This is a genomic window from Alcaligenes sp. GW821-FHT11D07 (genome assembly GCF_058808495.1).
In genome coordinates this window covers 872,360-892,960 of record NZ_JBXART010000001.1, presented here as the reverse complement: position 1 = coordinate 892,960, position 20,601 = coordinate 872,360, and the positions used below count along the sequence as shown (strand labels likewise).

At 54.8% G+C, this 20,601-nt stretch carries 19 protein-coding genes and 1 tRNA gene; 10 read left to right on the top strand and 10 right to left on the bottom strand.

The features are described 5' to 3' along the window. Window positions 1-36 precede the first annotated feature (36 nt). The 4 genes from AC1RSM_RS04090 to AC1RSM_RS04075 form a co-directional block, all read right to left on the bottom strand. A complete protein-coding gene (locus AC1RSM_RS04090; protein ID WP_492929724.1) occupies window positions 37-1,005 on the bottom strand; it encodes an ABC transporter substrate-binding protein in 969 nt (322 codons plus the stop codon). A gap of 96 nt (window positions 1,006-1,101) precedes the next feature. Beyond that, the gene (locus tag AC1RSM_RS04085; protein ID WP_492929722.1) at window positions 1,102-1,863 is read right to left on the bottom strand and encodes a class I SAM-dependent methyltransferase; all 762 of its coding nucleotides are present in this window, start codon (window positions 1,861-1,863) and stop codon (window positions 1,102-1,104) included. A gap of 199 nt (window positions 1,864-2,062) precedes the next feature. After that, window positions 2,063-3,244, bottom strand: coding sequence for a beta-ketothiolase BktB (gene bktB / locus AC1RSM_RS04080; RefSeq protein ID WP_492929720.1), 1,182 nt, complete (start codon window positions 3,242-3,244; stop codon window positions 2,063-2,065). Window positions 3,245-3,687: 443 nt separating this feature from the next. Then, on the bottom strand, window positions 3,688-4,869 hold the full coding sequence (locus AC1RSM_RS04075) for an acetyl-CoA C-acyltransferase family protein (protein WP_492929718.1): 1,182 nt from the start codon (window positions 4,867-4,869) through the stop codon (window positions 3,688-3,690). 193 nt (window positions 4,870-5,062) lie between these two features. Between AC1RSM_RS04075 and AC1RSM_RS04070 the strand changes: the two genes are divergently transcribed. Then, window positions 5,063-5,524, top strand: coding sequence for a universal stress protein (locus AC1RSM_RS04070; protein WP_492929716.1), 462 nt, complete (start codon window positions 5,063-5,065; stop codon window positions 5,522-5,524). 62 nt (window positions 5,525-5,586) lie between these two features. Further along, window positions 5,587-6,378, top strand: a complete 792-nt coding sequence (locus AC1RSM_RS04065) for an isocitrate lyase/PEP mutase family protein (protein ID WP_492929714.1) — start codon at window positions 5,587-5,589, stop codon at window positions 6,376-6,378. Between the two features lie 67 nt (window positions 6,379-6,445). Here AC1RSM_RS04065 and AC1RSM_RS04060 read toward each other — a convergent pair whose 3' ends face one another. After that, entirely contained in the window at window positions 6,446-6,586 is a 141-nt protein-coding gene (locus AC1RSM_RS04060) for a hypothetical protein (RefSeq protein ID WP_492929712.1), read from the bottom strand. Window positions 6,587-6,873: 287 nt separating this feature from the next. On the opposite strand from AC1RSM_RS04060, the gene AC1RSM_RS04055 reads away from it, so the two are divergent. After that, window positions 6,874-7,785 (top strand): LysR family transcriptional regulator, encoded by a 912-nt coding sequence (locus tag AC1RSM_RS04055; protein ID WP_492929710.1) that lies wholly within the window; start codon window positions 6,874-6,876, stop codon window positions 7,783-7,785. 126 nt (window positions 7,786-7,911) lie between these two features. Here AC1RSM_RS04055 and AC1RSM_RS04050 read toward each other — a convergent pair whose 3' ends face one another. Then, complete coding sequence (locus tag AC1RSM_RS04050; RefSeq protein ID WP_492929708.1) at window positions 7,912-10,182, bottom strand: Orn/Lys/Arg family decarboxylase; 2,271 nt, start codon at window positions 10,180-10,182, stop codon at window positions 7,912-7,914. A gap of 165 nt (window positions 10,183-10,347) precedes the next feature. Between AC1RSM_RS04050 and AC1RSM_RS04045 the strand changes: the two genes are divergently transcribed. From AC1RSM_RS04045 to AC1RSM_RS04015, 7 genes are all read left to right on the top strand, one after another. Then, window positions 10,348-10,421: transfer RNA gene (locus AC1RSM_RS04045), tRNA-Cys, on the top strand. Window positions 10,422-10,959: 538 nt separating this feature from the next. After that, window positions 10,960-11,403 carry a PACE efflux transporter gene (locus AC1RSM_RS04040; protein ID WP_492929706.1) on the top strand — a complete coding sequence of 148 codons (444 nt, stop codon included), beginning with the start codon at window positions 10,960-10,962 and terminating at the stop codon, window positions 11,401-11,403. 259 nt (window positions 11,404-11,662) lie between these two features. After that, complete coding sequence (gene xth, locus AC1RSM_RS04035) at window positions 11,663-12,445, top strand: exodeoxyribonuclease III (protein WP_492929704.1); 783 nt, start codon at window positions 11,663-11,665, stop codon at window positions 12,443-12,445. Between the two features lie 15 nt (window positions 12,446-12,460). Beyond that, window positions 12,461-12,790 carry a hypothetical protein gene (locus tag AC1RSM_RS04030; protein ID WP_492929702.1) on the top strand — a complete coding sequence of 110 codons (330 nt, stop codon included), beginning with the start codon at window positions 12,461-12,463 and terminating at the stop codon, window positions 12,788-12,790. A 37-nt stretch (window positions 12,791-12,827) separates the two neighbouring features. Beyond that, window positions 12,828-13,472, top strand: coding sequence for a guanylate kinase (gene gmk / locus AC1RSM_RS04025; RefSeq protein WP_492929700.1), 645 nt, complete (start codon window positions 12,828-12,830; stop codon window positions 13,470-13,472). 36 nt (window positions 13,473-13,508) lie between these two features. Then, entirely contained in the window at window positions 13,509-13,712 is a 204-nt protein-coding gene (gene rpoZ, locus AC1RSM_RS04020) for a DNA-directed RNA polymerase subunit omega (RefSeq protein WP_003799665.1), read from the top strand. Window positions 13,713-13,733: 21 nt separating this feature from the next. Further along, a complete protein-coding gene (locus AC1RSM_RS04015; RefSeq protein ID WP_492929697.1) occupies window positions 13,734-16,013 on the top strand; it encodes a RelA/SpoT family protein in 2,280 nt (759 codons plus the stop codon). A gap of 558 nt (window positions 16,014-16,571) precedes the next feature. Here the strand turns inward: AC1RSM_RS04015 and AC1RSM_RS04010 are convergent. The 4 genes from AC1RSM_RS04010 to AC1RSM_RS03995 form a co-directional block, all read right to left on the bottom strand. Continuing rightward, window positions 16,572-16,916 carry an AzlD domain-containing protein gene (locus AC1RSM_RS04010; RefSeq protein WP_492929695.1) on the bottom strand — a complete coding sequence of 115 codons (345 nt, stop codon included), beginning with the start codon at window positions 16,914-16,916 and terminating at the stop codon, window positions 16,572-16,574. A 9-nt stretch (window positions 16,917-16,925) separates the two neighbouring features. Continuing rightward, on the bottom strand, window positions 16,926-17,609 hold the full coding sequence (locus tag AC1RSM_RS04005; protein ID WP_492929693.1) for an AzlC family ABC transporter permease: 684 nt from the start codon (window positions 17,607-17,609) through the stop codon (window positions 16,926-16,928). Between the two features lie 20 nt (window positions 17,610-17,629). Then, window positions 17,630-18,505 carry a peptidoglycan DD-metalloendopeptidase family protein gene (locus AC1RSM_RS04000; RefSeq protein WP_492929691.1) on the bottom strand — a complete coding sequence of 292 codons (876 nt, stop codon included), beginning with the start codon at window positions 18,503-18,505 and terminating at the stop codon, window positions 17,630-17,632. 69 nt (window positions 18,506-18,574) lie between these two features. Then, on the bottom strand, window positions 18,575-20,533 hold the full coding sequence (locus AC1RSM_RS03995) for a SurA N-terminal domain-containing protein (RefSeq protein ID WP_492929689.1): 1,959 nt from the start codon (window positions 20,531-20,533) through the stop codon (window positions 18,575-18,577). Between the last annotated feature and the right edge of the window lie 68 nt (window positions 20,534-20,601).

Here is a 20,601-nt window from a genome sequence, read left to right as displayed (position 1 = left end):
GTGGCAACCCACCTGCAAGAAGCAGTCTGCTCAGGCTTATTCGACGATTTTTGTAGCGGACTTCACGAAGTCCTCGTTGAGCGAAACGCCTTGGCGCTTAGCAGCGCCGGGATTGACATACAGTTCCAGGTTGCTGCTGGTCTCGGACGCCATATCGCCGGGTTTTTCACCCTTCAGAATACGGACGACCTGCTGACCCGTTTGCAGACCCAGGTTGTAGTAGTTCACACCCAAAGCGGCAATCGCGCCGCGAGCCACGCTATCGGTGTCCGAAGCGATCAAGGGCACCTTGGCATCGTTACCGACTTTGACCAAGGACTCGTAAGCCGACACCACGTTATTGTCGGTGTTGGTGTAGATCACATCGACCTTGCCCACCAGACTACGAGCGGCAGCGCCCACGTCCACGGTGCGAGGAGCCGTTGCCTCTACAAGCGTCATGCCATGCTGGGGCAGCAGCTCTTTCATCTGCTTGACCACAACAGCGGAGTTGGCCTCGCCGGGGTTATAAACCATACCGACGCGCTTGGCATCCGGCACCACTTTCTTGATCAGATCCACTTGGGCTTCCAGCGCCAGTGCGTCGGATATACCCGTGACGTTCGTGCCGGAGGCCGCCATGCTGGGCACCAGATGAGCCACCACAGGGTCCGTCACCGCCGAATACACAACGGGAATCGTTTTTGTTGCTGACACCACTGCTTGAGCCGATGGTGTGGAAATGGCCACAATCACATCCGCTTTGTCGCCTACAAACTTACGGGCAATCTGGGCCGCAATGGCAGGGTTGCCCTGAGCGGTTTGGAACTGCCATTTGAAGCCCGACGCTTCGTTGTAGCCGGCATCGGTCAGCGCTTTGTGTACCCCATCCTTAATGGCGTCCAAGGCCGGATGTTCCACAATCGACGATACCGATACAGATTGCGCCTGAACTGCTGCGCTCGACATCAATCCCACACACGCCAAAGCGGCCGCCACCTGATGCACCGATCTGATCAGCTTCATCCATTACTCCTTAGATGCAAAAAAACGATAATTTTAGGCAATTAAGTCTAACGCGAACAGAAGGACTTTGCCCCTTGAGGTAATCCCTGCCCCGACTCATTCTTCAGCGCGAATCTGCCGACGAAAGGACAGCAGTTCTCGTGCCCAACGCGTAGCCGGCAAACCATATTCCGTTTGCACATCTTCGGCGCGTTTCAGCAGCTCTCCAGCCGTCATCTCCAGCGTACTGCCCTTAAAGGCCAGGACAACCTGATTGCCCTCGTCCATTTCAGGCAAGAGCAGCACCTTGCCATTGAAGGCTTCGCGGATATTGTCGATATTGTGTTTAAAGCTGGGGTGGGCACCAAACAGATTGACGCTCATAATGCCTTCATCGTCCAAAATAGCGCGGCAATCCTGATAAAACTCCAAGCTATCGCGCACCGGGCCTTCGGCATGGGCATCATATAAATCCACCATCAGGGCGCGATACTGGCTGTGCTGTTCGCTGTCTTGCACCCACACACCGGCATCGGCCTGATCGATCAAGGAGCGCGGGCTGCGTGGCAGGCGGAAAAAGGCATTACACATGCCAATAACTGAAGGATTCCATTCCACTGTCTGTACTTGGCTGCTGGTCTGTTTCAGACAGAAGCGCAGCAAAGAGCCCGCCCCCAAGCCCAGAATCGCCAATTTATGCTCTGGCTTGGGCTCAGTGAACAATAACCAGGCCATCATCTGCTGGGTATAGGCCAACACCAGTTCAGCGGGTTTACGGATGCGCATGGCACCTTGAATCCACTCCGTCCCAAAATGCAGATAACGGATACCTTCGCTTTCAGACAACGTGGGACTATCGTCCCCCTGCGCACCACCCATGAAACTCTTCCTTGCAAACCAGTCAGGCGTTCTGGACCCACGCGCGCGATCCGGCACCGCGCGCACAGACTATCTATATAGATGCTTGAGCCGCCTTATAGACAGAGAAAACAGCGCCGGAAGGCGGCATTGCGCCACTTCCGGCCTTTTTTAGCAAGGCGCCATCATAACAGCGATCACCCTATAGGGATGGCCGGACTTAGGGGCGCTCGAGAATCACCGCGATCCCCTGCCCGCCAGCCAAGCACATGGTCGCCAAAGCAAAACGCCCTTGAGTACGGTGCAGTTCATAAGCAGCTTTAATCGTAATAGCCGCCCCGGTGGTCCCAAAAGGATGCCCCAAACTAATGCCACTACCATTTGGATTGACGCGCTCCGGGTCCAAGTTTAATTCCCGGACTACTGCACAGGCCTGGGCAGCAAACGCCTCGTTGGACTCCACCACATCCAGATCGGAAACAGTGAGCCCTGCTCGCTCCAAGGCAATCCGCGTCGCCGGCACCGGCCCCATCCCCGCCAGATCAGGCTCAACACCGGCATGGGCCCAAGACATTAGCCGGGCCAAGGGTTTCAAGCCCCGGCGACCCGCTTCCTGCGCACTCATCAACAAGACAGCGGCGGCCCCGTCGGCCAAACTTAAGGTGTTGCCCACTGTCACCGTGCCGTTTTCAGGACGAAAAACAGGCTTCAAAGCCGCCAAGCTTTCCAGGCTAAGGTCGTGTCGTACATTTTCATCTTGGTCAAATAAGATCTGCCTGCCGTTCTCTTGCACGGTCAGCGGCACAATTTGCTCTTTGAAATATCCCTGTTCAATCGCATGGCGGGCTCGCTGATGAGAATTAAAGGCCAGCAAGTCCTGATCCTCACGTGAAATACCGTATTTTTGGGCTACGTTGTCGCCCGTTGCGCCAATGTGTTCCATCCCAAAGGGATTGATCAGAGCACCCGTCAACATATCGACCAGCACTGAATTCCCCAAGCGCATGCCCCAGCGCTGACCGGAGCACAGGTAGGGAATTTTGCTAATACTTTCAACGCCACCAGCCAGAGCAATCTTGCTTTCTCCCAAAACGATGCCTTGCGCCGCTGAAATGATTGCCTGCATACCTGAGCCACATAAGCGGTTAACGCTCATAGCTGCTGCCGCATGATTGACACCAGCGCGCATTGACGAAAGACGGGGCAGGTAAACATCATGGGGCTCGGTCTGGATTACGTGCCCCATGAATACGTGATCTACACTCGCCCCCGAGACTGCGCTACGTTCCAAAACGGCCTGAAAGACAGCCGTTGCCATATCAATGGGGGACACATTCCTCAAAGAACCGCCAAAGCTGCCGAAAGCGGTCCGACCTGCTTGAACCAGAACGACTTCTTGCATAAGAATATCCTTTTACCCCTAAGGGGATAGGCATTTAGCAGTAGAACCATTTGAAATCAGAGTTAGCTGCCTTAAAAACAGCCATAACGTTAAAGACCTTTTACAACCTGAACGAAACCTAGATTCCCAAGCCTCCATCAAAACTTCAAAGCGTTATTTTTAAAGGGATTTAAATTATTCGGCAGCCTTATCAGCAGATAAAAAGAATCAAATACTGAAGATATTTTTTTAAAATTGTCTTTTATTGGCAAGTGCGGCAGTCCCCCGACCCAAGACGAGCTATGCAATAAGGCAAGCTGGCGTCGCGAACAGGCAGGGCCGCTCCCGGACGTCAGACACCAGATACCGGGCAAAAAAATAGCCGGAAAGCAGATTTCTCTACTTCCGGCTATTTTTCTTCTCGCCACTCCAGTCAAAACCGAAGCATGGCAATCAGCATGTCATCAAGGGCGTTCAAAAATTGCGGCAATCCCCTGACCGCCACCAATACACATGGTGACCAAGGCATAACGACCCTGAACGCGTTGCAGCTCGTGCAAGGCTTTCACAGTAATAGCCGCCCCCGTTGCGCCGATGGGGTGACCTAGACTAATGCCGCTCCCGTTCGGGTTAACTCGAGCTGGGTCCAGACCCAGCTCGCGCACGACGGCGCAAGCTTGGGCGGCAAACGCCTCGTTGGACTCGATCACGTCCAAGTCCGATATGCTCAAGCCGGCACGCTCCAACGCCAGACGGCTGGCAGGCACGGGGCCAATACCCATGATGCTAGGGTCCACACCCGCATGTCCCCAAGCAACCAGGCGGGCCATAGGAGTCAAACCGCGCTGACGCGCCTCTTCAGCACACATCAGAAGCACCGCTGCAGCACCATCATTCAGCCCAGAGGCATTACCTGCGGTCACGCTACCGCCATCAGGCAAAAACACAGGCTTAAGGCCCGTGAAGTTATCCATCGTGGCATCCATGCGCACGTGCTCATCCTGATCGAACACGACCTCGCCTTTACGGCTTTTCTGGATGATGGGCACGATCTGTTCTTTGAAGTAGCCCTGTTCAATGGCCCGACGTGCGCGCTGGTGCGATTCCAGCGCCAGCTCGTCCTGATCGGCACGAGTCACCCCGTACTGACGTGCCACGTTTTCAGCCGTAATGCCCATGTGCACGCGGTCAAACGGGTCCGTCAAGGCTCCCGTCATCATGTCCATCATGACCGAATCGCCCATGCGGGCGCCCCAGCGATGGGCACTGGACATATAAGGCGCGCGGCTCATGCTTTCAGCACCACCGGCCAGAGCAACCTTGGCATCCCCCAGCAAAATCCCTTGCGCTGCCGACACAATCGCCTGCAAGCCAGAACCGCACAAACGGTTAACGTTCATCGCTGGTGTGCCATGGCCAACACCGGCCTGCACCGAAGCCACGCGCGACAGATACATATCACGTGGCTCTGTCTGGATCACTTGGCCCATCACAACATGCTGAACGTCTGCTGCCGACACACCACTTCGATCCAGTACTGCGCGCAATACCGTCGCCCCCATCTCAATGGGTGACACATTTTTCAGTCCACCCCCAAAATCACCAATAGCGGTACGGCATGCCTGGACTACAACCACTTCTTTCATATGAATCTCCCTCAATCCCGTTGGGATGTGATGACCGGCATAAAAAAGCCAAGCTGATAAAAACGTCCGCTCCAATATACACGGCTGCTATGGAAAACCGTAAAGCAGACACAAACACCTGAATTCGCAGTATGGTTTGATCCTTGACCACAAGACAAGCTCTTGATAACCCTTTTTTATAGGATTCCCCCTCATGTACGAGCGTATCCTGGTATGCACCGACGGCTCTGAACTGTCTGCCCACGCCGTCACTCACGCACTGAATCTGGCCAAGGCCACCGGTGCCAAATTGCTGGCTTTGCGTGTTATCCCACGCTATCGCCAAAGCTACCTGGAAGGCGGCCCCATTATTGATCAAAAGCTGGATAGCCGTATCGAAGCATCCTGGGTGGAGCACGCACAGTCCGAGCTGGCCGCTGTCAAGCAAGCGGGTAAAGACATTGGTGTGTCAGTTAAAGGCCTGGTCGTGAAATCCGAATTGGTGGCCGATGCCATTATCTCTACCGCTGAAAAACAAAAAGCGGATTTGATTGTCATGTCCTCGCACGGACGCAAAGGCTATAAGCGCCTGCTTTTGGGCAGTGAAACCCAGCACGTCCTGACCTGCTCGGAAGTTCCCGTTCTGGTTATTCGCAAGAAACCCAAGAAAAAATAAAATTTCTGCCAGGCATCAAAACGCAAACTTCGGTTTGCGTTTTTTACTCTCAGGAGTCCGCCATGAGCATCAGTACACAGGAAAAACGTCGCCGCTTTCGCGCCCTGCATGAAAGTGGTTTATTGGTTTTACCCAACCCCTGGGATAGAGGCAGTGCCAAACGCCTGGAAATATTGGGCGCAAAGGCCCTGGCCAGCAGCAGTGCAGCCTTTGCCTGGTCAGAAGGATTGGAAGATTTTGAGGTTGGCCGAGATGCGCTGCTGGCGCATTTACGAGAGCTGGCTGCCAGCACAGATTTACCGCTGAATGCGGACTTTGAGAACGGCTTTGCCCACGAACCGGAACAAGTAGCGGCTAATGTCGCCTTGGCCATCGACACCGGAATTGCAGGCTTGTCTATTGAAGACCGTTACAACGATGTCTTATACGAGCAGGAGCTGGCTGTCTCCCGTATCCGAGCGGCAAAAGAAGCGATTCGTGCCAGCGGTGAAGATGTCTTACTGATAGCGCGCAGTGAGGGCATTCTTCTGGGGCTGCTGGATCTGGACCAGACCATCTCTCGCCTGCAAGCCTTTGTTCAAGCCGGTGCCGATGTTGTCTATGCGCCCGGCCTGCGTGAGCTGGACGACATTGCCCGGCTTGTTCAAGCCTTGGCTCCTACGCCCGTGAATGTTTTGCTGATTCATCCGGGTCTGACCGTTGCCGACCTGGCCGCGATCGGTGTGCGTCGAGTTAGCACGGGCTCACAACTGGCTTTAGCCACCTGGGGTCGCTTTGAAGAGGCCAGCCGGCAACTTCTGGAGCAAGGACACTTGCCCCCTACTCAGCCGCATCGGCCTTTGGCGTCCCGCTGAGATTCGAACAGGCATAAAAAAAGCGCAAGCTTGGTGTGCTTGCGCTTTTTAACCCATCAGGCCGTACTTAGTTGTCCTGAGCCTGTTCGCTGCTCGCGTCTACTTTGGCTTCCTGATCGGTTTCGGAATCGGCTTTTTTAGGAGCAACCCAATTGAGGGGCTCAACTACAAAAGCTTGCTTGCGACGTACTGGTTTCGATTTGCTCACGAATAACTCCTGCTCAATATCGACAGGGGGCGCTGCCCTTAGCGCCCCGATTTCTTTATTATATCAATGATTAGACCACAAATCAATTTTGTTTATGATATGAGCTCATTATGAAAGCAAATTAGGCGACGTTAGAGCAAAATAAAGGCAGTTTCAAACAGCGCTTTTTCATAGACGTTTCAGCCCTGAATCGCCCATCTATTTAGCCCACCGCAAAGCAAGGATGACGGACATGGCAAAAAGAGGCTTTCAGGCAGGCCCAAGCACAACAAAAAAAGAGACATGGCATGCAAGACAACCGCCCTTCCGATCATTTGGATCGTTCCTTGCGCTGCTTTTTGCGCATCGCCCAATTAGGCTCCGTTAGTAAAGCCGCGGATGACCTGGGCCAGAGCCAATCAAGTCTAAGCAAGCAACTAAGCGCACTGGAACAAAGTTTGGGTCAGCCCCTGTTTACCCGTACCGGGCGCGGCGTTATTTTGAATGATGCAGGTGAGCTACTGCGCCAAGCAATCGAACCGGCCTACCGCCGCATTGATATGGCCATTCATGCTGTACGGCAAGACCACGGCGTCAGCCAAGGAACGGTCAGGCTGGCTACCGTCCATACCTTGAGCTACTACTTTATGTCGGATGTGGCAGCCGCTTTCATGAGCGCTCACCCCGGAGTGAACTTGTCTTTGCTAGGTCGCAGCTCGCCAGAGGTGGTTGCCTTAGTGAAAAGTGGCAAGGCCGATGTCGGTTTTGTGTATGACTCGGCAGTGGATTGCGGGGGCCTAATCTCACACACCTTGTTTGATGACCATATGTGCCTGATCTCGGCCCGGAAAGACAGTGCGCCAAGCGTAGATCTGGGCAGTCGCCAAGTGCGGCTGGTCGGCTTTCCGCCGCATTACGCCTTACGCCGCATGATCCATAGCAGCGGCTTAAGCCCGGAATTTGTTGCTGAAGTTGAGACCATCGATGCCATGCTGCGTTTGGTTGCCTCGGGGTTGGGAGACTGTATCTTGCCCAGCCGCATTCCAAACTCTTTGCTGCATGAACACAATCTGTACAAATACCCTATTTCGCAACCCACATTGCAACGCCGTGTCGTAGCGATCCAGCGAGCTGATCGAGATCCGCAAGCACTGACTGCCCGGCTACTGGAATGTGCTCTGCGTATCGCCCAAAGCCTTCAAATAAAGAACGGTCAGTAAAAAAAGCGGGCCTGTTGAAACACCGTCCAGAACAAGGCATGAAGCCCCCTTCTTTCAGATACCCCAACAAGCCCGCTTATTGAGCACGGATGCCTTACTGCCCGGGCCTCTGCCCTGGCGGCAAACTTATTGCGCTACGCAATCCACGTAGTAGCGCTTTTGACCCGACGCGTCCACCTCTTCCACAAAACCGTGGATATCCGTACCAAAGCCAGGGCACTGGCGATGCAGTTCTCGCGAGAACTTCAGGAAATCCACAATCGTCTTGTTGAAGGCTTCGCCTGGCACCAACAGCGGAATGCCGGGTGGGTAAGGTGTGATCAGATTGGTTGTCACACGCCCTTCCAACTGATCAATTTCCACACGCTCAGTACGGCGCTGTGCGATGCAGGCAAAAGCGTCAGCGGGACGCATGACAGGCACCACATCGGACAAGTACATGTCTGTCATCAAACGCGCAATATCGTGCTTCGCGTACATCTGATGCACGTGCTGGCACAGATCACGCAGACCCATTTCTTCGTAGCCCGGGTACTGACGTGCAAACTGCGGCAGCACACGCCATACCGGCAGGTTGCGATCGTAGTCGTCCTTGAACTGCTGCAAAGCCGTCACCAGAGAGTTCCAACGGCCTTTGGTAATGCCGATCGTGAACATGATGAAAAAGCTGTACAGACCAATTTTCTCTACGATCACGCCGCGCTGGGCCAGGAACTTGGTCACGATGGAGGCCGGAATACCGGTTTCCCCAAAGGTCCCAGTCAGGTCCAGGCCGGGCGTAACAATGGTGGCCTTGATGGGGTCCAGCATATTGAAGCCATCAGCCAAAGGACCAAAACCGTGCCACTCGCTATGCTCTGGGTCGTCCGTGATGATCCAGTCCTCGGGCTTGCCTACACCGTCCTCATCCGCCAGTGTTGGTGGCCCCCAAACTTTGAACCACCAGTCGTCTTCCTCAAACTGGGATTCAACCTTGCGCATCGCACGACGGAAGTCCAGCGCTTCAATAATGCTTTCTTCCACCAGAACACGCCCGCCGGGCGGCTCCATCATGGCCGCAGCCACATCGCAGGACGCAATAATGGCGTACTGCGGGCTGGTGCTGGTGTGCATCAGATACGCTTCGTTAAACAAATGGCGATCCAGACTGCGTGTGACCGAATCCTGCGCCAGCACGTGGCTGGCCTGGCTCAAACCGGCCAGCAGCTTGTGTGTGGACTGGGTAGAGAACACCAGCGTCTCTTGCGGACGGGGACGGTTTTTGCCCATGGCATGGAACTGGCCATAGAACGGGTGAAACGCCGCATGCGGAATCCAGGCTTCATCAAAGTGCAGCACTTCCACATAACCATCCACGGCATTCTTGATCACCTGAGTGTCATAAATAATGCCGTCATACGTGGACTGAGTCAGCGTCAAAACACGTGGTTTTACCGTGTCGGCATCCACATGCGACAACAAGGGGTGTTGGCGAATCTTTTCGCGAATCGTCTCGATATCAAATTCGCTGCGTGAGATAGGGCCAATAATCCCAAAGTGATTGCGCGTGGGGCGCAAAAACACAGGGATGGCGCCTGTCATCACGATGCTGTGCAAAATTGACTTGTGGCAGTTGCGATCCACCACGACTACATCGCCAGGAGCCACCGCGTGATGCCAGACAATCTTGTTGCTGGTGCTGGTGCCGTTGGTCACGAAAAAGCAGTGATCGGCATTGAAAATGCGCGCGGCATTGCGTTCGCTAGCACCAATCGCACCATTGTGATCCAACAACTGGCCCAGTTCTTCGACGGCATTACACACGTCGGCACGCAGCATGTTTTCACCAAAGAACTGGTGAAAGATCTGCCCGACCGGGCTTTTCAAGAAGGCAACGCCGCCGGAGTGGCCGGGGCAATGCCAGGAATAGGAGCCATCCTCGGCGTAATCGAGCAAGGCTTTCAAAAACGGGGGTTTGACGCCTTCCACGTAACTGCGCGCTTCACGCACGATATGACGCGCCACAAACTCGGGCGTGTCCTCGAACATGTGAATGACGCCTTGCAGCTCGCGCAAGATATCGTTTGGCATATGACGAGCCGTTTTGGTCTCGCCATACACATAAATAGGTACATCCGTATTGCGACGACGCACAGCCCGAATAAAGGCACGCAGATTGACCAGCGCGGGGGCACTGTCACCGTCTTGCGTGAACTCCTCATCGTCGATGGACAAAATAAACGCGCTGGCACGACTTTGCTGTTGGGCAAATTGACTCAGGTCGCCATAACTGGTGGTTCCCAACACCTCGAAGCCTTCAGCCTCGATCGCATCTGCTAATACACGAATGCTCAGACCAGACGCATTTTCAGAACGAAAATCCTCATCGATGATCACAATGGGGAATTGATATTGCATGCCATGTCCTTAATACAAGGGAGTGCCGCATCAAGCGGCAAAAAAAGGGAGGGACGGAGTTGCTGCTGTGCAGTAGATCGTACCGAGTTTCACGTCCCGTCATGTGACACTTGCTTTTCCCTACGTCCTTGGGCATAATTCTACATGTCCTAGGACAAAACAAAAGGCGCGGTGACAGATTGGCTATGTGACGGACTGCAAATCCGTTCAGGTTGGTTCGATTCCAGCACGCGCCTCCATCTAGCTTGCATTCCAGACAGACAAAACTGGCCCTACAAACGGGTTCAAGCACACAGAAAAAGTCGCCTTTACGGCGATTTTTTTATTCCTGTTTCCCGAGCATCAAACCCTTGTACGACGCGCTGCGGCCAAGCACTTTCATCGTCTTTGGCCTGCCGTTCCAACTTGGCCTGCAATTTAACATAAGCAGCCCCCAGGTCCAGTCTAAAAACCCATTTTTTAGTGCCCAAAAAACATCAATTTGCCCCAAGCGCCTTTCAGGTCTTGAGTCCCATCTTTGTAGCTGTTACATGCATACCGTTCGAGACCTAATTTATTTCCGCAAACTGTCTTTTTTGCGCTACGACCTAGAACAAAGCACACACAGACCAGGGCAGACAATAAATCCGGAATCAAGCCCGTCTTTATTGACAAAACAAGCCACTTACATAAAATTATTGGCGCGAGCGGAAACCGTAGCTCTGCTTACTCACCTCTGAATTCCGGGACGGGCCGGCTCTTTAACGACTAAGAGCGGCATGCTCGATGGAGTTAGTTGTGTTTACTTTAAGCTCGCTTAAGCGACGTCTCGTTTACGTATGTACGTTTGAATTCTTCGCCATCCTTCTAGCCACTCTGTTCTTGAGCCTATTGAGTGGATCAAAAACGGATGACTCCTTCCCTCTTGCCGTCATCGTGTCCACAGTCGCCGTGGTGTGGAACTATTTTTTCAACCTGGGCTTTGAGGCATGGGAGCGAAGAAAAAACATAAGATCTCGCACCCTAAGGGTTCGCCTTGTACATACATTGGGCTTTGAAGGCGGCCTAGTCCTGGTGTGTTTGCCCATCTATATGTTGTGGTACCGGGTTGGCCCCTGGACAGCTTTCACTATGGTGTTGGCGCTTATGCTGTTTTTTCTGGTGTACACCTTCATCTTCACCTGGCTATTCGACAAGCTGTTTACCCTGCCACAACAACAGCCTGCAGCCAAACCGGCATAGACCCGAATAGATTGCCCCGCCTTCGATACAGGAGGCCGGGGCAGTTTTTTGTCCAAAGACCAAGACCCTCACAGCGGTAGACAGATAAGCCTTGATCGAACGAAACCCGCGTCTGCGCTGATATGATGGCGGCATTCGTGCCGGCTGGCCGCCCTGGGGCTGGATATCGTCCCTACCCAGGTCAAAACCAACCTCGCCCCTTTACGACAGAACGTCGCCCACGCGCTTCTGTCTGATTTATATAGATTTTCTGTACACCATGAAATTAACCACCTGGAACGTGAACTCCCTGAACGTGCGTCTGCCCCAAGTCCTGGAATGGCTGGCAGCCAACCCGGTAGACGTCTTGTGTCTGCAAGAGCTGAAGTTGCCCGACGAGCGTTTCCCTTTAGAGGCGTTTCAGGAAATGGGATACCACGCTCACTGGGCGGGCCAGAAGACCTACAACGGTGTCGCACTGATTTCCCGAGAGCCGGGCACCGATGTGCAGCGCAATCTGCCCAATTACGAGGATCCGCAACAGCGTCTGCTAGCCGCCACCTACCCCTCCCCGGACGGCCCGGTGCGAGTGATCTGCGCGTACTGCCCGAATGGTCAATCGCTGGAGAGCGACAAATACGTCTACAAGCTGGAATGGTTCGCCGCCTTGCACGAGTGGCTGGAAAAAGAATTGCAGCAGTACCCCCGCCTGGCCATCCTGGGCGACTATAATATTGCCCCAGCCGACCAGGACGTTCATGACCCTGCTAAATGGGCCGATGATGTGCTGGTCTCCCCGCCCGAGCGCGCCGCCTTCGAGCGTTTGCTGGCGCTGGGCTTGCACGACGCCTACCGCTTGTTTGAACAAAGCGGCAGCCCCTTTACCTGGTGGGACTATCGCCGTTTTGCCTTCCGCCGCGATGCCGGACTGCGAATTGATCATGCCTTGCTGTCCGACGCTTTGAAGGATCGTTGCACAGCCTGCGACATTGACCGCGACCCGCGCGCCAATGAACAGCCTTCGGATCACGCGCCCGTCACCGCCACTCTGTCTTTTAGCTGACACAGCCATTGAATTATGCAAATACAAAGCCAAATCATTGAGCAGACTGACTCGGTCTATGTACTTGAGATCACCCTGGAACAAGAGCACAAGATCTGGGCTTATCTGGCTATAAGCGAGCCTGATCTGGATGCCGTTGCCTCCATCGTTCCGCCCGAGCAGTTTGAAGCCGGTGGGGATGTGCACGTCATGGCAATTGCCCAGGCAGACGATGCCGCCCAGGAAGTGCAAGAGGTTTTGTTTTCCATGAACCCCAGCGATACGGTGGTGTTCCTGTGTGCTGACAATGAAAGCGTGCAAGCCGTGCTCACTGAGTTTGGCCAGACCGACGCCCCCAGCAATTAATTCTTTTATAAAAATTTTCTTCTAGAGTCTGCTCTCCATGTCCACGAGCTATCCTGGCACCGTTTTTATGGTTGTCGCCCCCAGCGGGGCTGGCAAATCCAGTCTGGTCAACGCCCTGCTGGCCCACGATTCCAACATCATGCTGTCTATCTCGGCCACCACTCGTGCGCCCCGCCCCGGAGAGACAGACGGTGAACACTACTTCTTTGTCGATAAACCCCGCTTTGAGCAGATGTGTGCTGAAAACGCCATGCTGGAGTGGGCCAAGGTACACGACAACTACTACGGCACCCCGCGTGAGCCCATCCAGAAAGCCTTGAGCGCGGGTCGTGATGTGTTGCTGGAAATCGACTGGCAAGGCGCCCGCCTGGCACGCGAGCATTTCCCGGAAGCCGTGGGTATTTTCATTCTGCCGCCCTCGCTGCCTACCTTGCAGGCACGCTTGCGTAAACGCGGCCAGGACAGCGAAGAGATCATTGCCCGGCGCGTCCTGGCTGCCGAGCACGAAATCGCCCATGTTCGGGACTGTCAATATGCTATTATCAATGAGGATTTTGATACGGCATTACAGCAGCTATTGAGTATTGTGCAGGCCAGTCGTTTGCGCACTGCCACTCAGTCAGTACGGCATCGCCAACTCTTTCAACAATTAGGCGCAGATGCCCTGCTGAACCAGGGCTGATCTCCTTCTTATTTCTTTTTGATAACAGGTCTATCTATGGCTCGCATCACTATCGAGGACTGCCTGGAGCAGGTCCCCAATCGCTTTAAGCTCACCTTGGCAGCTGCCTACCGTGCGCGTGAACTGGCCCAAGGCCACGAACCCCGTCTGGAAAGCAAGAACAAGCCTACGGTTACCGCTTTGCGAGAAATCGCTTCGGGCGCGACCGGGCTGGAGATGCTGCGCAAAGTTCCTACCTAATAGGCACTAGCGGAGCACGGTATGGCATTTTCAGGTTTACGGGGCGCATCTTCTGGGCTTTTGGCCGTCCTTAAAAAAGGCTCGCGGCTAGGTCGTCGCAAGCCTAAAGAAAAGAACTCCCCGGCGATTGAACGCAGCGCGCAGGAAAGTGTCAGTCCTCCAATCGCCTCGCTGGCTCCGCTACACAAGATCATCTCGCAGTACCTGGACCCCAAAGATGTAGAGCGGGTACGGGAAGCCTATCGCTTTTCCGATCAGGCTCACTTGGGGCAGTTTCGTGCCAGTGGCGAACCCTATATCTCGCATCCCATTGCCGTCACGGAAATCTGTGCGGGCTGGAAGCTGGATACAGATGCGCTGATGTCAGCCCTGCTGCATGACGTCATCGAAGATCAGGACGTCACCAAGCAGGAACTGGCCGAAAAATTCGGCACCGACGTGGCCGAGATTGTGGACGGCCTTTCCAAACTGGAACGGCTGGAATTTGCCACCAAAACGCAGCAGCAGGCCGACAGCTTTCGCAAAATGCTGCTGGCCATGTCGCGCGATGTACGGGTCATCCTGATCAAGCTGGCTGACCGTCTGCACAATATGCGCACGCTGGATGCGGTCAAGCCTGAGAAACGTCGCCGTGTGGCCCAGGAAACCCTGGATATTTACGCCCCCATTGCGCATCGCTTAGGGCTGAACGCCCTGTTTCGCGAACTGCAGGACCGTTGCTTTAAAGCCATCTATCCAAACCGCTACAAGGTGCTGCACAAAGCCTTGCTGGCCGCTCGTGGCAACCGCCGTGAAGTTCTGAGCAAGATTACGGATGCGGTCAAGATTGCCTTGCCTGCCGCCGGGATTGATGCCGAGATCTCTGGTCGTGAAAAGTCGCTCTACAGCATTTTCTGCAAGATGGTCGAGCAGAAAAAGTCTTTTTCAGACGTGCTGGATATTTACGGCTTTCGCGTCATCGTGCACACGCTGCCCGAGTGCTATTTGTCTTTGGGTACGCTGCACCAGCTCTACCGTCCAGTGCCCGGTAAATTCAAGGACTATATTGCCATCCCCAAAGTGAATGGCTACCAGTCCCTGCACACTACTCTTATTGGCCCCTACGGCACGCCCGTGGAGTTCCAGTTCCGCACCCGCGAAATGGACCATGTGGCCGAAGAAGGTGTCGCGTCGCACTGGCTGTACAAAGAAGACGATGTCACCCTGAACGATCTGCAAAAGCGTACCCATCGCTGGTTGCAGTCCTTGCTGGATATTCAAAGCCAAACGGGTGACTCCACAGAATTCCTGGAACATGTCAAAGTTGACCTGTTCCCCGATGCGGTTTACGTCCACACACCCAAAGGCAAGATTATTTCCCTGCCGCGCGGTGCCACACCCGTGGACTTTGCCTACAGCATCCATACCGATATTGGTAATCACGCCGTTGCGTCCAAGATCAACGGTGAATTTGCCCCGCTGCGCACAGAGCTCAAGAGCGGCGACTCGGTGGAGATCATTACCTCCCCTGCTGCCCGCCCCAGCGCGCAATGGCTGAACTATGTTCGTTCGGGCCGTGCCCGTTCGGAAATTCGCCACTATCTGCGCACGGTTAAATACGAAGAATCCGTGGCCTTTGGCCGCCGCTTGCTGGATCAAGCTTTTGATCAGCTGGGCCTGCCACACGCAAGCGACGATGACCCGAACTGGGACAAGCTGGCCAAAGGTTCAGGCGCCGCTTCCCGCGAGGAAATCCTGGCCGACATCGGCCTGGGCAAGCGCTTGGCCGCCGTCGTGGCTCGCCGTTTCGCCCCCGAGAACACCTTGCTGGAAACCACTGCCGCCGAGTTTGACGAGATTAACGCCAATACCTCTGCACCTATCCTGATCCACGGCAACGAAGGTCAGGCGGTGCAATTGGCTCCTTGCTGTGGTCCTTTGCCGGGCGACGCCATTATTGGCGGCATCCGTCTGGGTCATGGCCTAGTCGTCCACATGGCTGAATGTGCTGTTGCACAGCGCGCCCAGGCCAAAGAGCCCGAGCGCTGGGTTCCGGTGATGTGGGACAGCAATACCGCCCGCCACCTGTCCACACGTCTGGACGTGACCGCTATTAACGAGCGCGGCGTGCTGGGTCGTCTGGCGGCTGAGATTACTGATGCCGACTCCAATATCCTGCATATCTCCATGCCGGATGAATCTGCCGCTACGTCGGTGCTGCACCTGACTGTTCAGGTTGATAGCCGTACTCACCTGGCTCGCGTGATCCGCTCTATTCGTCACGTACCGCAAGTCCAGAAGATTGTGCGAGTGAAGGGCTAGGCTCTACAACTAAGCAAGCCTTGGCCATCAAAAATGCCTACTGTGTTCAGTAGGCATTTTTTGCTTTCTGATCTGAGTCTGTTCTGAGCAGCCGCGCATTTTTTGCCCCAGCATAAAGCTGGCAGAAATCTACCCGCGATACGAGCACAGAACAATCAACAGCCGTAAAGGGTGCAAGGTACAGAGCGCACTAAAGCATCACAGCATCACAGCATCACTGCATCACTGCATCACTGCATCACAGCATCACAGCATCACAGCATCACAGCATCACAGCATCACAGCCACCATTCTGGGCAAGGCATGGGCAATCAGCAACTCTACCCTGCTCCTTAAACACGATTAATCGCAATAGCTAAGCATGCTCACTACCGTGCACTCGGAGCCGTAATGTCATGCGTGCACCATCATGCAAGACGGTACTTGATACTCGTTGAACAGAACGGCCACGCTTAGGCTGACGTTCAATCGCTTGCACTGGGGAAGCCGCTTGCCCCAGCCGTGGCTCACGGCCCAAGAAACATGCTGAGTACGCCCTAAACGGCTCTCAGTGAAGTTTTAAACCCCCACGTAGGCCACGCACAGACCATAAGCCAGCACTCCGGTCAGTGTCGACCCCGCAATCCCTCCTGGCCACCAGCGTCCCAACAACACACCAGCCAAACCCGCCAGCAAAGGCGGCAAATCCAGTGACATATGCTCGGGACGCAGCAAGGAAATCAAGGACACCACCAGCAAAGCTACCACCCCGGCCGGGCCTATTGCTCCGAACAGGCGTGGCCAGATCGAAACACGGCTTGGGTCCGCCTTGCCTTGTCGCCCACCTAAACGCAAGGGCAGATAACGAATCAAAAATGTGCCCAGACCCGCCAGCACAATCATGAGCAGAAAACTCCAATCCATCTCCACTCCTTAAGCGCGGCGCAAGGCCATCAAACCACCGGCCAGCATGCCCACGATAATGGCCAGATAAGAAGGCAACACGAGCATGGCCAATAAGGCCCCCAAGCCCGCAGCCACCAGAACCGGCGCGGAGGCAGACCGGCGAATTTCCAGCAGCAGGGCAAAAAATAGCGCAGGCAAGACAAAGCCCAAGGTCTTTTCCAGCACGGGCGATTGCCCCAGCAAATCGCTGGCAAAAAACGCCCCGATCGCCGTTCCCAGAACCCAGGACAGGTACGAACCCAGTTGCAAGCCGCAATACCAGGATTCCTGCTCGTGAGCGGGTTGACGCGCCACGCCTGCCGCTGAAGCGGCAAAGACCTCATCGGTCAGACCAGGAGCCATAAATAGGCTGGAGACGCTTCTCGGGCCAGTAAAAAACCCCATCAAGGTAGGCCCGTAAAAAACATGGCGTAGATTCATGACCAGCACAATCCCCAAGATACTGGGATAAGCCGCACCCGCCACAAACAGGCTGATCAAAATGAACTGGCTGGCCCCGGCATAGACAATGATGGACACCAATACCGCGAACCAAGGTGACAGGCCCGCATGCACGGCTGTCAGGCCAAAGGAAATTGCCACCGGCACATAGCCTAAAGCAATAGAGGCACTGTCTCGCAAGCCTCGTCGATATGCTGACCCGATCATCATAGGAAACCTTACATCCCTGCCTAAGCTTGGAAAGCGCCAATAAAAATAGCGGGATCAACCCGTGCGTTATTCAAACTGACATTCCAGTGCAAATGGGGCCCCGTCGCACGGCCCGTCGCCCCGGAGCGCGCAATCACATCGCCCTTGCGCACGCTATCGCCCACCTTCACATCAAAGGCCGACAAGTGGCAGAACATGGTGATCAGGCCCTGGCCATGATCAACAAATACGGTTTTGCCGTTAAAAAAGTAATCTGCCACGATAGTGACAACACCATCCGCAGGGACTTTGACGGAAGTGCCGGTTGCGGCGGCAAAATCCAGACCAGAATGCGGATTACGCTCTTCACCATTAAAGAAACGGCGCAGGCCAAAAGGACTGGTCAAGCGACCGGGCACGGGCTTTTCAAACACCACATTGCTGGGGCCTTCTGTGCGGAAGCTGGCATAAGCCTGCATCTGCTCTTCGTACTCGCGCTCAAACCGCGCTTGCTGCTGCGGGTCTGGATTCACATGGGATTTGTTCTTCAAGGTAATACGCTGCTCGCGGTAGCGCTTGCTACCCACTTGAAACGCCACACTCGACTGCCCTTGCACGGATACGCTGTGCTGACCCGGCTTTGTTTTCAGATCCAGCCCGACAATCGCTTTCCAGCGCTGATCGGCGTCCTGAATCACCAGGACACGATGCCCGTTAAAGTTCACGACAGGCGCCTGGTTCCCTGCTCCCAAATCCAGCACGGCTACCCCGCCCGGTACGGGTCGGTTCAAGGTACGTTCAATAAACGTGCCCAGGGGGGCCGCCTGCGCCTGCGCCCACCACGATGCCGTCAGGCCACAAACAGTTGCGGCGCCTAAAAGGCGCCGCCGTACTAAGGAAATCTCAGGATGAGTCATCAGAAGGCTCTTTAAAAAATACCCTGGGGTAAATTACGCCCCAGGGTATAGGTTCTGACTGGATAAGACTTAGTCGTTATCGCCACTGGCCGTCAGTTCTTTTTCGGCTTCAGGCAAGAGCTGCACATTCTCTTCAACGCGCATGGCCTGCAAGACTGCTTGAGTCTCTGTACGGGCCAAGGCTTGATTCAATTGGGCTGTCAGCATATCCAGACCTGGATTACCGGCTTTGCCCGGCTCGTGGCTCAGAATTTGCACCACGGTATAGCCTTGAGGCTGACGGTCGCCCACGTAGGCAGGCAATTTGTCCACGGGATTGGCCAACACCTTGTTCAGCAAGGCTTCGTCCATTTCAGGGAATTCAGCACGGCTCACGGCAAATTGGGCCGAGAAGCTTTCTGGTTCTGCACCCTCTTGCAGCTTCTTCAAGTAGTCTTCACCAGCTTGGATCGCCAAGGCAGCCGCTTTTTCGCGACGCAGGTTTTCTTCAGCAATGGGGCGTACTTTATCCAGACCAGGCACATGGGCGTCTTTCACGTCCACCACACGCAGTGCAATCAAGGTATCGGGCGAGACTTCCACTACACCGGCGTTTTTACGCGACGCCAGAGTTTCGGCATTGAACAAGGCCTGACGCACACGGCTATCATCCAGCACAGCCGCATCCGGGCTCTTGGCAGCAGCCAGATCACCGTCCACTTGCGAGGCCGGAACCAGACCCTGACGAGTAATACCTTCGGCTTGCTTCAAGTTCAGACCCAGCGCGTTAGCCGCAGCTTCCAGACTGTCTTCGTTGTCGTAGACCAGATTGGTCAGCTTGCTGGCCATATCGGCGAAACGCTCGGAAGCCAGTTGCTTGCGCACTTCGTCCAGCACCTTGTTACGAGCCTGTTCAAAGGACTCGCCTTGTTCAGGCTGAACATCGTTGCTCTTGAAAATGTGGAAGCCATTAGGGCCTTCGATCACACCAGAAACATCGCCTTTCTTCAAGGCAAACACGGCGCTTTCCAGCACGGAGGGCCAGGAGCCTTTGCTGATCCAACCCAATTCGCCACCTTCGCGGGCGCTGCCGCCGTCTTGCGAATTCTCGCGTGCCAAGTCAGCAAAAGCTTCTTTATTGGCTTGGGCTTTTTCGGCCAGTTCACGCGCCTTGGTCTGGGCGGTTTCGCGCTCCGCATCCGATGCACCGGCAGGCAGTGTTACCAGAATGTGGCTGATGTTTACACGGCCAGGCTGCACGTAACGAGCTTTGTTCTGCTCGTAGTACTGCTTGAGCTGATCTTCAGTCGGCGTGGACAAATCGGTAGATGCAGCCGCTTCGTTCAGCAGCAGGTACTCGACCTTAACTTGCTGAGGCAGCTCCAAAGATTGCTTATTGGTTTCGTACCAGGCTTGCAGGTCTTGATCGCTGATCTGTACTTTAGATTCAAAATCGCGGGTCAGAAAGCTGCGGGTACGCACACCGCGCTCTTCAGTCAGGGCGATTTCCAGCTTGTTCATGACGCTAGGCAGCATGGAGGAACTGGCGGCCACGGGACCCAGCACACGTTGCAGCGCCAATTGACCACGCTGGCTTTGTTCAAAGTCTCGTGTATTGATGCCAGCCGATGCCAATACCTGGCTATACAGTGCGGGGGAGAAGGTGCCGTTTTCCTGGAATTCAGGCAAGGTCGCGATATTGTCACGCAGAGCCATGTCGGACACATTAAAGCGTGCGGCGGTTGCCACTTCAATTTGCACACGCTGATCAATCAAGGATTCCAGCAGCAGACGACGGCTCTCTACGCTGTCGGCCTGGGCCAGGTCAAAACCGGAAGGATTGTTACGCTGCATCTCGTCAAGCTGCATGCGACGCGCACGATCAAATTCCTGGGAAGTAATGGCGCTATCGCCAACTTTGACAATATCGCTATCGCCAGAAACGTAGCTGGAGTAGCCGCTGACGCCAATCAGTACAAAAGACGGCAGAATCAGCACTAACAGGACCAGCTGCATGACGCGTTGGTTCTTACGGATAATCTCGAACATTAATCATCACCTACTTTCGCTTGCAGCCGGGTGCTGCGGGCGGCGCATCAGGCCGGGGAGCCAGGCTC